This window comes from Bifidobacterium sp. (genome assembly GCF_050874245.1).
In the GTDB taxonomy this organism is placed as follows: domain Bacteria; phylum Actinomycetota; class Actinomycetes; order Actinomycetales; family Bifidobacteriaceae; genus Bifidobacterium.
The window spans coordinates 25,781-40,144 of the sequence record NZ_JBNMKH010000011.1; the positions used below are offsets into that span (position 1 = coordinate 25,781).

Below are 14,364 nucleotides of genomic sequence, written 5' to 3' on the forward strand. Positions count from 1 at the left end.
AATGCCGCGAGACGAATAAGGAGAAACAATGGCTGAAGAGAACAGCGATCAGAACATCGCGCAGCCGCAGAACGACGCGCAGCAGACCGCGCCGCAGGCGTCGGAACAGCCCGTCGCCGACGAAACGCAGACTTCCATCACCGAACCGATCGAGGTGCGGGACTCGGACGAACGTCCCACCACCGCCATTCCTGCCGTGGACGCAACGGACGATACGCCCGATTACGCTTCCGCCGCCGGCGAAAGCACGGTGGTCGGCACTTCGCCGCAGTCAGCGCCGACCGAACAGTATCGTCCGGCACCGGAATACGGCGCGTACGGCCCCGTGCCTACGCCGCCGGCGAATGGTGCCGCGAGCCAAACTGCAGGCCAAAACGCTGGCAATCCCGCGCAGCCGCAGCAAGGACAGCCGCAACAGGGCCGGCCGTTCTTCGGCAATTTCGGCAACCCGTATATGAACGGCAATCGCCAGAACCAGCCGAACGGCAATCCGTTCGCCACTCCCACCGCGCAGAACGGCTCGCAATCGCAAAACGGTGGTCAGCCGCAGTATGGCGCAAACGTTCCGCCGGCAGGCAACGGCAACCCGTTCGGAACGCCAGGCCAGGGATTCCCGAACCAGCCGTCCTCGCCCGTCGTAACGAAGCAGAAGTCCGGCACAGCCAGCCATGTGGTCACCGCGGTCGTGGCGGCGCTCGTGTCCGGCGCGCTCTGCCTCGGCATCGGCTTCACCGCGATTTCCAACGGCTGGGTGCATGTGCCGTCCTCCAGCTCGCTGTCCGACGTCAAATCCAACACGTCCGGTTCCGGCTCCGCCAAGGTGAAGTCCGGCCAGGCGGTCGATTGGAGCGCGGTGGCCAAGGAAGTGTCCGACTCCGTGGTGGCCATCGACGTGACGACCAGCGACGGTGAGGCCAAGGGATCCGGTGTGGTGATCAGCGACAAGGGCTACATCGCCACCAACAACCACGTGATTTCCGGCGGACAGCAGATTCAGGTGACGCTTGCCAGCGGTGCCATGTATTCCGCCCAGGTGGTCGGCACGGACACCACCACCGATTTGGCCGTCATCAAGCTCGACAATCCGCCGAGCGACCTGAAAGTCGCGGAATTCGCCGATTCCGACGATCTGGCCGTCGGTGAATCCGTCATGGCCATCGGCAACCCGCTCGGCTACGACGACACCGTCACCACCGGAATCGTATCCGCGCTCAACCGTCCGGTGACCGTGACCGATGACGACAACAACGCCATCGTCACCAATGCCGTGCAGATCGACGCGGCCATCAATCCGGGCAATTCCGGCGGCCCGACCTTCAATGCGGCTGGCCAGGTAATCGGCATCAACTCGTCCATCGCCTCCACCGCAAGCTCGTCCGGCACCGCCGGTTCCATCGGCATTGGATTCGCCATTCCGTCGAACCTCGTCAAGCGGGTGACCAACGAAATCATCGACAACGGCTCCGTGAAGCACGTGGTCCTCGGCATCACCATCAAGAGCTCCACGGTCGAAGCCGATGGCGTGACCCGCGGCTGCGCCCAGGTGCAGGCCGTGACCGACGGCGGCCCTGCGGCCAAAGCCGGCGTGAAGACGGGCGACTCCATCGTGGCGTTCAACGGCAAGGCTGTGAACAACAACTACTCGCTGCTCGGCTACGTCCGCGCCTCCGCCATGGATGACAAGGTGAAGCTGACCGTGGTTCGCGGCGGCAACACCATGGACCTCGAGGTGACGCTCGACCAGGAGGAGAGCAAGACGAGCTCCTCCAACAAGCAGGACCAGCGTCAGCAGAACAACAATGGCAACAACGACAACGACGATAACAGCAACGGAGACAACGGTCTCGGCAACGGCGGCAACAATAACAATAATGGCAACGGCGACGGCGGTGGCCTGTTCGATCCGTTCGGCATGTGGTAAAGCCGACGTGACGCGTGACGCCGGACGTGCGACGGGTGGACGCCACCCGATGTGCTGACGGCGAAGCGCGAACGTGGGCCGTGCCGGTCGCGTAATCGCAAGAACGTTGGAAAACCTACGAAAAACGTCGGAAAACCAACGAAAAGCAAGGGCTGTGTGAGCAATCGCACAGCCCTTTTCGTATGCCTTTCATGCGCTGTCAGCGTGTCTTTTGCACGTCCGGCGCATGGCTATCGCAATGCTCTGTTATGCTGAAAACATCTTTTTACGCCGTGTATCGATGGTCCGCGCAGGCGGGGCGCCGGTGGGTTAACAAGGCGTCCGAAACGAGCGTAAGGAGATTCTCATGCGTAGAATCATTGCTTTATGTAAGGAAGTCCCGCTGCTTCCAATCACCATTCTCGCCGCGATTCCGCTGGCATTGCTGGGCGCGTGGAAGCCATGGGAGACGGCGGGTGTTTCGTTGGCCTTCGGACCGTTCAATCCGGGCGTCGGACAGTGGATCGTGATCGCGCTGGTCGTATACACGATTGTGGTGACGGTGATTGGCATGATCGACGATTTGCGGCACGGCCATGTGGGTGTGGATCTGCTGGCCGTCATCGCGATTGCGTCGACGGTGGCGGTGCAGGAATACTGGGCCGCGTGGGCCGTGGTACTGATGATTTCATCTGGCGAGGCGATTGAGGAATTCGCGCAGTCGAAGGCCGAGGGCAATCTGACCGCGCTGGTCGACGCGGCGCCGCGCACGGCCCACGTGGTGTCGCTGCCGGGTCTGCGCGGGCACGTGCACGCCTCCGAGGACGAGCACGCGGCGGACGTGACGGCCGACGGATTCCGCAAGGTGGCTGGTGCCGGTGCGGTGGCTGTCATCGTGGCTGGTGCAAATTTGTCCGATTCTGCAGAATCGGACATCCAGACGGTACGCAACGCATCTCACGTGTCCGATTCTGGAGAATCGGACATTCGTGATGGCAAACAGGATGCCCACGTGTCCGTTTCTGCAGAATCGGACATTCGTGGTGCCGGAAAGACGTTTGATGCGGCCGGCGAGCATTTCGACACCGTTCCGGTCGACCGGGTCAAGCTGGGCGACGTGATTCTCGTGTTGCCGGGCGAGACGGTGCCAGTCGACGGCGAGCTGCTGTCTGGCGTGGCCACCTTGGACCTGAGCAATATCAACGGCGAGCCGGTGCCGCGCGAAGTGTATGCGGGAGCACGCGTGTTGTCGGGCGCGGTCAACGGGTCGACCGCTTTGACGATGCGTGCCACGCAATTGGCGCAAGATTCGCAGTATCAGAAAATCCTCGAACTGGTGTCGTCGGCGCAGGAATCGCGCCCGACTGTCGTCAAAACAGCCGACGTGCTGGCTGTGCCGTTCACCATTCTTTCGCTGGCGATCGCTGGCATCGCATGGGCCGTCGCCGGCACTCCGTTGCGATTCGCGCAGGTGCTGGTATTGGCCACGCCCTGCCCACTGCTGATTGCGGCGCCCGTTGCGTACGTGGCTGGCACCGGCCGTCTCGCTAAAGCCGGCATCCTCATCAAAGCGCAGGACGTGCTGGAAAATCTTGGCCGCGTATCGCACATCTTCTTCGACAAAACCGGCACGCTCACCGTCAAACAACCGCAGGTGGTGCGCGTGGAGAAGCCGTTCGAGAACAGTTCGCCGTACGACGAGGACCACATCCTCATGATGGCCGGCGTGGTGGAAGGCTATTCCGTGCACATCCTGTCCAAAGGCATCGCGGCGGCCGGACAGCAGGCTATGAAGAAGCTGTACGAGCGGTATGCGAATGGGCAGCGGCTGTGCGCAGAACGGAATCTGCCCGGACATGGCCGCGATTATCCGGTTGTGAAGCACATCAAGGAGGAGTCTGGCAAAGGCGTGTCCGGCGAGGTGAACGGGCATCGGGTGCGCGTGGGCCGGTTCGCGTATGCGACGGCCGATGAGGCTGGTTTCACGCATGTGTTGGGCGGAGGCGCACCCGGTTCCTCCGTATCCACCAGTTCCGCCGCGCAGTCCGCTTCCGTTGCTCATGTGTCCGATTCTGGAGAATCGGACATTCAGACGGGTTTGAATGGTGCTCAGATGTCCGTTTCTGGAGAATCGGACACGCAACGTGGACGGAACGCATCTCGGATGTCCGATTCTGCAGAATCGGACACGCAGGCTGCCGAACTTGGCGCCGCCCCGCGGAAACTGGAGGTCAACTCGCTGTTCGCTCCGCTCGAACCGGACGAAATGGCCGCCTACGTGTCAATCGACGGCAAACTGGCCGCGCGCATCGTGCTACGTGACGTGCCGCGCGCGAACGCCAAAGCCTCCCTCGACAAGCTGCATCGGCTCGGCGTGCGCGAACTGTCCATGCTCACCGGCGACAAGGAGGCCTCCGCGCGCATCATCGCGGGCGAGGTCGGCATCGACGACGTGCAGTCCGAACTGTTCCCCGAAGGCAAGGTGGCGGCCGTCAAGAACGCCACCGAGGACGCGCATCAGCACCAGCCCGCGTGGGACAAGGTCGTGCAGCGTGTGGTCGGCGAATCCATGACCCGCCAAGTGACCATGATGGTCGGCGACGGCGTGAACGATGCTCCCGTATTGGCGGTCGCCGATATCGGCATGGCCATGACCGACGGCACGTCCACGGCGGCGTCCGAATCGGCGCAGGTGGTCATCATGAACGATGACATCGCTTCCGTGCCGCGCGCTATCGCCATTGCCCGCCGCACGAAGCGCGTGATGCTGCAGGCGGTGTTGGTCGGTCTCGGCTTGGCCATCATCGGCATGGTCGCGGCCGCGTTCAACCTGATTCCGGTGGTCGTCGGCGCGTTCATGCAGGAGGCGATCGACGTGGTGAGCATCCTGTGGGCGCTCACCGCCCTGCTTGACCGCGAATAATCGGCGGGAGCCAAGGCGGCCCGGCTTCGCGGTCATGTGTCTGGAAATGGCGGCCGTGCAAGGCTGCCGCGGCCGTGCATCGCCGTGCATGGCTGTTCCATGCGGACGAATTCACGTGATGACACGTGATGAAATGTCGCACGATTCCATTTTTGACGGCAAATTTCGAATCGTGCGACATGATGCTTTGCGATTGTACCCCCGAGGCTGGTTTAGGGGGTGCGAATCGCTTGTGCTGAGACACTTCGGGGGCGTTGAGCGAAGGTTGTTTGTTGCACGATTCGATTTTTCCGCCGTTTTTTCGAATCGTGACACATTTTTCGGTCGCATGACGCATTTTGAGCGACGGATTGCGCGCCCCCGCCGCATCACAGCGAGCTTGGCGAGATCTCCCCGGCGATGGAACGCGTCATCCACGTGCCGAAATCGGCCGCGTCCACGCCCTGCGACAGCAGGAACATGATTTTCGCATACGTGGCTTCCAGCGTCATGTCGCCCGATCCGATCGCTCCGGCGCGCGCGATCGCATCGCCCGTCTCGTAATGGCCGAGCAGCACTTCCGCCTGCTGGCATTGCGATGCGATGACGACCGGTACGCCGTCGTGCAGCGCATCGGCGATGACGTCGGTCAGTCCCGGTTCGTCGCTGGGCACGTTGCCGACGCCGTACGCGCGCAGCAGCACCGCTTCCGGACGCGGTTCGAGCATCGCGCCCAGCCGCGCGGCGGAGATGCCGGGCGCCATGTCGATCACAGCGACGTCATGCCGCGTGTACGGCTTCGGATTCTTCCACCCCTCGCTCGTGAGCGCGCTGCCGGCATACCAATGCCACGGTGTGCCGGTACGGGCCAACGGACCCGTGGACGGTGCGGAGAACCCCTCGAACGCCCAGCTCGACGACTTGCTCACACGATTGCCGGCGAACAGGTGGTGCCCGAAAAACAGACCCACCCCATGGAACCGTCCGCTCATCGCGGCATTCAGCGCACCCGTGACATTCGCGGTGGCATCCGACTCGATTTTGCCAAGCGGATGCTGCGATCCCGTGAAAATCACCGGCTTGCCGAAATCGGCCAGCGCGTAAGACAGCGCGGCGCTCGAATAGCTCATCGTGTCGGTGCCGTGCAGCACTACGAACGCGTCGGCTTCGTCGCGGTGCGAACGCAGGTCGTCGATCATCGTCTGCCAATTGTCCGGCGTCGCGTTCGACGAATCGATGAGCGGATCAAGTTCGGTGAACGAGAACAGGTCCGGATCCAAATGCGCGTCCGCGATCAGCCTATGCAGCCAACCGCGCATGTCGGCGCCCGGAACCAAGCCGTTCGGCGACTCGATCATGCCGATGGTGCCGCCGGTGTACGTGATGTGAATGCGCATATTGCCACCTCGTATGACGAGGGCCCTCGCTCGATGAGGGCCCGTTTGTTTTGTATTGCGATTGTACGTTCGCCCGCTGCCGAAAGCATGCCGGGTCGCCGGCGATTGCCGTTGGTGGCCGCTTGGGCGGCGGACGAACGATGATGGTCTACTTGCCCGGCTTTTCCGTGGTTTCCAGCACGTCGGGCACGTCGTTGCCGTTGTCGTCGAGCATCTCGTCCATCAGGTCGCCGTTGATGCGGCCACGCACATAGAACCAGCCGGCGATCATGGCCACGACGACCACCGCGAACATGGCCAGCGTCCAACGGCCGGACGCGCTGGTGAGATTCGACAGCACGACCACGGCGAAGAACACCAGCGAAATGTAGTTCGTGTACGGAGCTCCCGGCATGCGATACGCGGGACGCGTTTCCTCGCCGGCCTTGACCTTCCTGAGGAACGCCAGATGCGTGACCAGAATGGCGGCCCAGGTTCCGGCGATGCCGATGCCGGCCAGATTCATGACGATTTCGAACGCGTCGGACGGCAGCACGGCGTTCAGCACCACGCCGATCAGACCCAGCGCGGACGTGATGATGATGCCGCCGTACGGCACGTGATGCTTGTTCATGCGGGCGGCGAACTTCGGTCCGGAACCGGCCACGGCAAGCGATCGCAAGGTGCGGCCGGTGGAATACAGGCCGGCGTTCAGCGACGACAACGCGGCGGTGAGCACGACCACCTGGATCACGTCGCCGGCATGCGGAATGCCAATGCCGGAAAAGAACGTGACGAACGGCGATTCGTTGGAAGAGTAAGCGGTGTACGGCAGCACGAGCGCCATCAGCACCACGGAGCCCACGTAGAACACGAAAATGCGGATGATCATGGAATTGATGGCCTTCGGTAGCACTTTCTCGGCATCCTTCGCTTCGCCCGCGGCCACACCCACCATCTCAGTGCCGCCGAACGCGAACACCACGCCCAACGTCAGTGCGAACACGGTGGGAATGCCCTTCGGAAACAGGCCGCCATTGTCGGTGATGTTGGCCACACCGGCATGGGAGCTACCCACCGGAGCGCCGGTGACGATGGCCCAGATGGCGATGACCATGAACGCGATGATCGTGGCCACCTTGATGGCGGCGAACCAGAACTCCGCCTCACCGAACATCTTTACGCTCAGCAGATTCAGCACGAACACGACCGCCAGCGCGCACAACGCCAGCAGCCACTGCGGCACGCCCTGGAACGCCTTCCAATAATGGAAATACACGGCCACTGCGGTGATGTCGGCCATCACGGTGACCGACCAGTCCAGGAAGAACAGCCATCCGGTGATGTACGCGCCCTTCTCGCCGAGGAATTCACGTGCGTACGAGACGAACGCGCCGGACGACGGACGGCGAATCGCCAGCTCGCCCAAGGCGCGCACCATCAGAAACGCGAAAACACCGCAGACGGCGTACGCGATCGCCAAACCCGCGCCGCCCTGCGCGAGACGGCCGCCCGCGCCGAGAAACAGGCCGGTGCCGATGGAACCGCCGATGGCGATCATCTGGATATGACGTGGCTTCAGATCCTTCGCATAGCCGGCGTCGCTTTTATCGAGTTTGCGCGCGCCGCCCTGCGTCGGCGCCTTGGAATGCGCCGAATTATTGGAATCGCTCATGATTCTTCTTCTTCGTTATATGGTTTCTTCGTTGTACGGTGCGCCGCAATCGTAATTTTTCCGCCAAAGCGCGGTGCGATGGCCATGTCAATCGATTGACGGCGCGTAAGGTCGCAAACAGTATACGGATTGCTCGTTACCTGCGACGAAGCTCGCCGACGCTTGCCCGACGATACGTTCCCCCGTTCCCGGTCGGTCACGTGCGCGTGTGGAGGTCGCAAGAAAAAGCCCGTACGCCCCTATCGCAAATGCAGGGAATATATTAGGCTAGAGCGCGTGACTGAAACTCAAGAACTTCGTATCGCTGTAATCGGCGCCGGCCCTGCAGGCGTCTACTCTTCCGACATCTTCCTGCGCCAGCTCAAGAAGCTTGGCGAGGAGCTCGGCCTGGGCACCAAGGCCCGCATCGACCTGTTTGAAAAGCTGCCGGTGCCGTTCGGCCTGGTACGCTACGGCGTGGCCCCCGACCATCCATCCATCAAATTCATCGCGTCCGCGCTCGAGAAGACCCTCGACAACCCGGACATCCACCTGTACTGCGACGTGGAATTCGGCAAGGACGTGACGCTCGACGAGCTGCTCGAACGCTACGACGCCGTGCTGTTCGCCACCGGCGCGGTGGAGGACAAGCCGCTCGGCCTGCCGGGAGCGGATCTGGACGGCGTGCACGGTGCCGCAAAGTTCGTGGAATGGTATGACGGCTATCCGACCGGCGCCCGCGAATGGCCGCTCGACGCCGAAGAGGTCGCCGTGATTGGCGGCGGCAACGTGGCCATGGACGTGGCGCGCGAGCTTATGCGTAACGCCGACGATCTCAAAGCCAAAACCGACATCCCGGACAACGTGTACGAGGGTATCAAGGCCAACAAGGCCAAGACCCTGCACCTGTTCATCCGCCGTGGCGTGGCCCAGGCCAAGTTCTCCGTGCAGGAGCTGCGCGAGATGGAGAAGCTGCCGGGTGTGCAGCTGATCATCAACGAGGACGATTTCGATCTGGACGACGACACCATCGAGGAGGCCGGCAAGGACAAGCTGACCCGTCAGATGGTCGAGGAGCTGTTCACCATCCGTGAGATGGCCGAAGATATGGAAGACGACGGAGACACCGATTTCGAAGGCAATCCGGCGGACCGCAAGTACTACATCCACTTCAATTCCGCGCCAGTCGAAGTGCTGGGCAAGGACGGCAAGGTCGTTGGCATCCGCGTGGAGAAGACCGAGACCAGCGCCGATGGCAAGATGACCCGCACCGGCGAATTCGAGGAGTATCCGGTGCAGGCCGTGTACCATGCGATCGGCTACAAGCCGGCTTCCGCGCCGGGCATCGCATACGACGATCGTCGCGCTCACTTGGCCAATGCGAACGGCGACGGCCGTATCACCACCGAGGCGTCCGGCGAGGGCGCGCAGGTGCGTGAGCGTCTGTACGCCACCGGTTGGGCCAAGCGTGGCCCGGTCGGCCTGATCGGATCCACCAAGTCCGACGCGCTGCTCATCGTCACCAACATGCTCGAGGACCTGTCCAAGGCCGCCGAGGGTGGTCGCGTGGCGGTTGACCGCGATCCGGAATCCATCGACCGTCTGCTCGCATCCCGCGGCGTCAAGCCGATTGACTTCGCCGGCTGGAAGAAGGTCGACGCGTACGAGCGTGCCGAGGGCGCGAAGGAAGGCCGCGAGCACAAGAAGGTCATCGACCCGGAGCAGATGCGCGCGCTGGCGCATGCCTGATCGCTTCGGACCTCTCCTGATCTGAGGTTCGGCTGAGGTACGGCTGAGGGGTGCGCTTGGCCGTTCAGTGCGGACTGCAACGCGTGCGGTCGTAGCCGATCCCTACAGCCAATCGCTGCTGTTCCCACCGCTTTTTCGACGCCTTGAGTGTCCGTTTCTGGAGAATCGGACACTCAAGGCGTTGTTTTTGCCGTCTGCATGTCCGATTCTCCAGAATCGGACGTTCGAGGTATCGGGGTATCGGCTTGGGCATCGGCCGTACCTGTCATCAGACATTGTGGAGGGATTTGTCGCATAGCCCTGAAATTCGCGTTATCGCGGTAGACTCTCGTGAATGGAACGCGGTGTGTGGCACGCCGCAAGAATTGCCGGCACGAATGTTGCGAATGTCTAGAGTCGTGAGGTCGATATGAATTTCGGAAAGCACGTCAAGCGTAAGAACGCGCGTCGCTATTCCGCATCCGTCGTAGCCAGCCTGCTCCTTACCTGCCTGGCCTGCGTCGCTGCAGGCGCTGGTCTTGCGAACCTGCGATTCGAGGAATCGGCCCACGCCATGTCGCCGAGCGAAATCTCCGGAACCGCGGCGTCGAACAACGCGTCGGCAAATCAGCAGACGGCGCCGGTGTCATTGCAAGCTGTGCAGGACGCCATTTCCGCGGCGGACGGCAGTCCTGCGATCACGACGCAAGGTTTCACGCTGAGCGCTGAATCGCAGGCGGCGGTGCAATCGCAAATCGCGAATTTCACCAACGGCGGATACACCGCATCGTTCATGCTCGCCGATATCACTACGGGACGTACGATCGAATACAACGCGGATACGCAGATTTATTCGGCATCCTCGGCGAAGGCGCCGTACCTGATGTCGTTGTTTTCGACGGGTACCGTCGATTTGAACGCCGTATATCAAGCTTCCGATCCGCAAGCCGCCGCAATTCAGCAGAAGGTCGATGTGGTGCTGCGCGATTCCGACAATGATGCTTACGACTGGTTCTACCAGACGTATGGGCTTGATTTGTTCAACACGTGGGCCGAGCAGCAGGGGGTCTCATCCAGGATGACTCCCGAGCTCGGCGGATACATGTTCACTTCCGCGAGGGATATGGCCAAACTGTGGACCGCCGGATATGGGTTCCTCTTCGCCGGCCAGACGTCTGGGGCGCAGGGCATCGCACCCGAATCGTTGCAATGGTTGGCCGGCGAGATGACGGATTCGCGCAATTCCAACATTCATGCGGCGTTGGGCGATGCGAACACCGTGTATACGAAGGCTGGCTGGATCACCGGCGAGGGCGGCTACTATTCGCTGAACGATGCGGGTATCGTGGCTTCGCAGTCGGGCTCGTATGTGCTGGCCGTGTTGACGGACGCCTGCGATCGCAACGATTTGCTGACCGGTTTGATCGGTGCGCTTGACGCGGTGCATTCGGGCGATATGCAGGGATAGTGCGTGCCGTCTTCCCGCGTTCGGATTTTCGTAAACTTTGGATGCCCGCGTGTCCGTTTCTCCAGAATCGGACGTGTAGGCGGTTGGATTAGGTGCTTGCGTGTCCGATTCTCCAGAATCGGACATTCGAGGTAGGATTCCAACACTCCGCCAAACCACCCTCCAGCTGGCGTCCAGCAAAATCCCAGTCTGCATTTCTACGCTGGTGTCCATGAACGGCAAATTGCAGGTGCACGGCCATTGCAACGGCTTGAAGACAACGCTGTTGTTCGCGTTGATGTGGGGCGTCATCATGCTCATTTGGTGGGCGACCGGCGCCAGCCAAGGCACGCTCGGCTATTACATCCTCATTGGACTCGGCTCGACGTTCGTCTCTTACTGGTTTTCCGACAAACTGGCAATCGCCAGCATGCATGCGCAGCCGGTAAGCGAGCAGGAAGCCCCCGTATTGTACAAGATCGTCCGCGAACTGTCGGCAAAGGCGGGCAAGCCGATGCCGCGCATCTACATCGCCCCAACCATGAGCCCCAACGCATTTGCGACGGGACGCAATGAGCGTCACGCGGCGGTCTGCTGCACGCAAGGCATCCTGCAGATGCTCAATGAACGCGAAATCCGTGGTGTGCTCGGCCATGAGCTCATGCACGTCTATAATCACGACATTCTGACGTCCGCGATCGCCTCCGCCATGGCCACCGTGATTTCGTATCTCGGCTATTCGCTCATGTATTTCAGCGGCGGACGTTCCCGCGATGACCGTGACGATTCGGCGTCCGGCGGTTTGGGATTGCTTGGTGTGCTGCTGAGCACGATTCTCGCGCCAATCGCGGCTTCGCTGATTCAGATGGCGATTTCCCGCACACGCGAATACGATGCCGACGAGGACGGTTCCAAATTGACGGAGGATCCGGAGGCGCTCGCTTCCGCGTTGAGCAAGATTTCCGGCGGTGCGGCCGCCATGCCGATGGACAAGACCGCCGGAACGCAGTCGGTGGCTGCGATGATGATTGCCAATCCGTTCTCCGCAGAAGGTTTTTCTAGGCTGTTCTCCACACATCCTCCGACTTCGGATCGCATAGCTCGGTTGATGCAGATGAGTCAGGAGATGCGTCAGCAGGGCGTGCAGTCGGGGTATTTGGCTGGTGGATACGCGACGAGTGGCATCGCCGCTTCGGACATCCGTCAAGGTGCCGCGTTTGGTGCGGGCGCGCAAGGCGGTCCGCGGTTCGGGGCGCAGTATGGCTCGCAATACGGTGCACAGTATGGCACGAACGGTGGCTATTCCCGTGACTATTCGCAACGGCCCACGTCTGGCGGATATTTCGGCTGAGCCCGTTGAGCCGCGAATTTGCCGAAGGAATCCGGTTTTCCGCATAGCGGTCTATGCTCGCATGTGCGCCCGTGGCATGCTAAACTGTGAACTCGTGCCCAAAAGGCACATTCTGCGGATGTAGTTCATCGGTAGAACGAAAGCTTCCCAAGCTTTAAAGGCGGGTTCGACTCCCGTCATCCGCTCCACTGGAAACCCTTGGAATTGCAACGATTCCAAGGGTTTTACTTATAGCAAAGACCCTCCCGTGACCACACCGTACGCTGCGCGCCTGCCCATCTCGACACGCCCGGAGCCTGTGGATAACTCACGTTCTCCGACCACAACCCCTGTTCCAGTGGCGCCCATCTGTTCGGGGCCTCTACGTTGTGCGCATGGACATGAAAATGCAAACGCACGCACAATCGCGGCAGCAAACTGCGAAATCGCAGAAGAAATCACAGAAGAAACAGCAGAAGAGGCCACCGCAAACCAAGGCGCAGCAGCGGATTGACACCATGCTTGGCCAGGCGTACGCGCGCCGTCGCTTGGCGGTGCCAAGACGAGACAGGGATCGGCGAGCATTTCAGCGACGTCTGAAAACGGGAGAAATCGTCATGCCGTACAAAGGCATGTATATCGCCGCCGCGAAATGGGAATCGCTGTCATATGCGCAACGCATCACGTGGGCTTTGCGGACCGTGTGCCATACGCATCCCGGCTGGGTGTTGTGCGGCCCGTCCGCGGCGGGCGCGTTGGGATTCACCACCACCATCAAGCTGCAGCGTTACGTGCATGTCGCGGTGTCGAAACGCTCGCAGGCGGGGCGCCATGGTTATGTGATCGCCCATTTTTACAAGGATATGCCGGCGGTGAAAACCGTGGATGGCATGAAGGTGACCGTGGAAATGGACACGATGATGGATTGCGGCCGCATGCTTGATTTTGAGCATGCGATGGTCGTGTGCTGCACGGGTCTGCGATTGTCTGGTTTGCCGCAACATCGGCTGCGGGACTATGTCCACGGAAGGAAGCGGATTGGTGGTATTCCGCGCGCCAGGTATGTCGCTGAACATGCTGATCCCGCGTGTGAGAACGGCGGGGAGGCGACCGCGTTGGCCGCGATTCTGGAGGTCGGCGCATGCCGGCCACGAATGCAGGCCACGTTTGTGAGTCCGTTGAGTGGCGGCGAGATTCGCGCCGACTTTCTATGGAAACGTGACGATGGCAGTATCGTCGTGGGCGAACTGGATGGCAGGCAGAAGTATGTCGACCCGTCCATGATGGGGCAAGGCGATTCGATCGATGTGATTCTGCGTGAGAAGGATCGTGAGACGCAGCTGAATATGCTTCGGGTTGATGTCGTGCGATTTCAAATGGAGCATGTGCGTGATCGCGGGCAGTTGCGGCAGCGATTGCAGGCGGTGGGCGTTCCGTTTGAACCGGTTCGACGACGGTCGCCGTTCAGCGGTTTTCGTTGTAAGGCCTACTGATTTCATTTGGTTTGTTCTGTGTTCTGTCGATTATGTCGTGCCGTTGGCTAACGATTGCCGGCTCGTGTTTTTGTTCCTGCCTGTCTTTGCTTATGTCCTATGCCTTATTTGGCTTGCTCTGTGCGTGACTTGTGCCATGTCCGGCCTGCTTGTGCGTGGTCCGCCATCCTTGTTTGTGTTGTTGTGCTGTTGTGCCATGCCTAGTTTGTGCCGTACTCGTCTCATGAATGTCCGATTCTGGAGAATCGGACGTCTGGAATTGCAAAACCACATCTCACATGTCCGATTCTCCAGAAATGGTCACGTGGACGTCCGGAATTGCCTTTTGTGCGTCCGATTCTGCAGAATCGGACATGCGAGATGCTGGATTGGGCGTCTGGATGTCCGTTTCTGCAGAATCGGACACGTGCGGTAGGTCAGACACGCGTGGCGATGGCCGATGGGTAGTCTGGGAATCGTGAATACGGATCAGAACCTTCCCGACAATACTGCGGAATCCTCCGGCGGCAGCCCGCGCAACCTTTTACTCGGCCA

The 14,364-nt window shown here is 61.1% G+C and carries 8 protein-coding genes and 1 tRNA gene; 7 read left to right on the forward strand and 2 right to left on the reverse strand.

Features of this window, described 5'->3' with window-relative positions:
* The first annotated feature begins 28 nt into the window (after positions 1-28).
* Positions 29-1,921 (forward strand): trypsin-like peptidase domain-containing protein, encoded by a 1,893-nt coding sequence (locus tag ACR0P8_RS02430; RefSeq protein WP_432623328.1) that lies wholly within the window; start codon positions 29-31, stop codon positions 1,919-1,921.
* A gap of 346 nt (positions 1,922-2,267) precedes the next feature.
* Positions 2,268-4,823 carry an HAD-IC family P-type ATPase gene (locus tag ACR0P8_RS02435; RefSeq protein ID WP_432623330.1) on the forward strand — a complete coding sequence of 852 codons (2,556 nt, stop codon included), beginning with the start codon at positions 2,268-2,270 and terminating at the stop codon, positions 4,821-4,823.
* Between the two features lie 368 nt (positions 4,824-5,191).
* Here ACR0P8_RS02435 and ACR0P8_RS02440 read toward each other — a convergent pair whose 3' ends face one another.
* Complete coding sequence (locus ACR0P8_RS02440) at positions 5,192-6,199, reverse strand: asparaginase (RefSeq protein WP_432623332.1); 1,008 nt, start codon at positions 6,197-6,199, stop codon at positions 5,192-5,194.
* A gap of 148 nt (positions 6,200-6,347) precedes the next feature.
* Positions 6,348-7,853, reverse strand: a complete 1,506-nt coding sequence (locus ACR0P8_RS02445) for an amino acid permease (protein ID WP_432623334.1) — start codon at positions 7,851-7,853, stop codon at positions 6,348-6,350.
* A gap of 276 nt (positions 7,854-8,129) precedes the next feature.
* Here ACR0P8_RS02445 and ACR0P8_RS02450 point away from each other — a divergent pair, with 276 nt between their 5' ends.
* The 5 genes from ACR0P8_RS02450 (at position 8,130) to ACR0P8_RS02470 (ending at position 13,830) form a co-directional block, all read left to right on the forward strand.
* Positions 8,130-9,581: an FAD-dependent oxidoreductase gene (locus ACR0P8_RS02450; RefSeq protein ID WP_432623337.1), complete on the forward strand. Its 1,452-nt coding sequence runs from the start codon at positions 8,130-8,132 to the stop codon at positions 9,579-9,581.
* A gap of 409 nt (positions 9,582-9,990) precedes the next feature.
* Complete coding sequence (locus ACR0P8_RS02455) at positions 9,991-11,028, forward strand: serine hydrolase (RefSeq protein ID WP_432623339.1); 1,038 nt, start codon at positions 9,991-9,993, stop codon at positions 11,026-11,028.
* Positions 11,029-11,239: 211 nt separating this feature from the next.
* The gene (htpX, locus tag ACR0P8_RS02460) at positions 11,240-12,358 is read left to right on the forward strand and encodes a zinc metalloprotease HtpX (RefSeq protein ID WP_432623341.1); all 1,119 of its coding nucleotides are present in this window, start codon (positions 11,240-11,242) and stop codon (positions 12,356-12,358) included.
* A 114-nt stretch (positions 12,359-12,472) separates the two neighbouring features.
* Positions 12,473-12,546: transfer RNA gene (locus ACR0P8_RS02465), tRNA-Gly, on the forward strand.
* 198 nt (positions 12,547-12,744) lie between these two features.
* Positions 12,745-13,830, forward strand: coding sequence for a hypothetical protein (locus ACR0P8_RS02470; RefSeq protein WP_432623343.1), 1,086 nt, complete (start codon positions 12,745-12,747; stop codon positions 13,828-13,830).
* Positions 13,831-14,364 lie beyond the last annotated feature (534 nt).

What these genes read in the sequence shown, in the direction of transcription:
- ACR0P8_RS02435 (WP_432623330.1), top strand. Translation starts at nt 2,268, where the DNA reads ATGCGTAGAATCATTGCTTTATGTAAGGAAGTCCCGCTGCTTCCAATC.
- ACR0P8_RS02430 (WP_432623328.1), top strand. Translation starts at nt 29, where the DNA reads ATGGCTGAAGAGAACAGCGATCAGAACATCGCGCAGCCGCAGAACGAC.
- htpX (WP_432623341.1), top strand. Translation starts at nt 11,240, where the DNA reads ATGAACGGCAAATTGCAGGTGCACGGCCATTGCAACGGCTTGAAGACA.
- ACR0P8_RS02445 (WP_432623334.1), bottom strand. Translation starts at nt 7,853, where the DNA reads ATGAGCGATTCCAATAATTCGGCGCATTCCAAGGCGCCGACGCAGGGC.
- ACR0P8_RS02470 (WP_432623343.1), top strand. Translation starts at nt 12,745, where the DNA reads ATGCAAACGCACGCACAATCGCGGCAGCAAACTGCGAAATCGCAGAAG.
- ACR0P8_RS02455 (WP_432623339.1), top strand. Translation starts at nt 9,991, where the DNA reads ATGAATTTCGGAAAGCACGTCAAGCGTAAGAACGCGCGTCGCTATTCC.
- ACR0P8_RS02440 (WP_432623332.1), bottom strand. Translation starts at nt 6,199, where the DNA reads ATGCGCATTCACATCACGTACACCGGCGGCACCATCGGCATGATCGAG.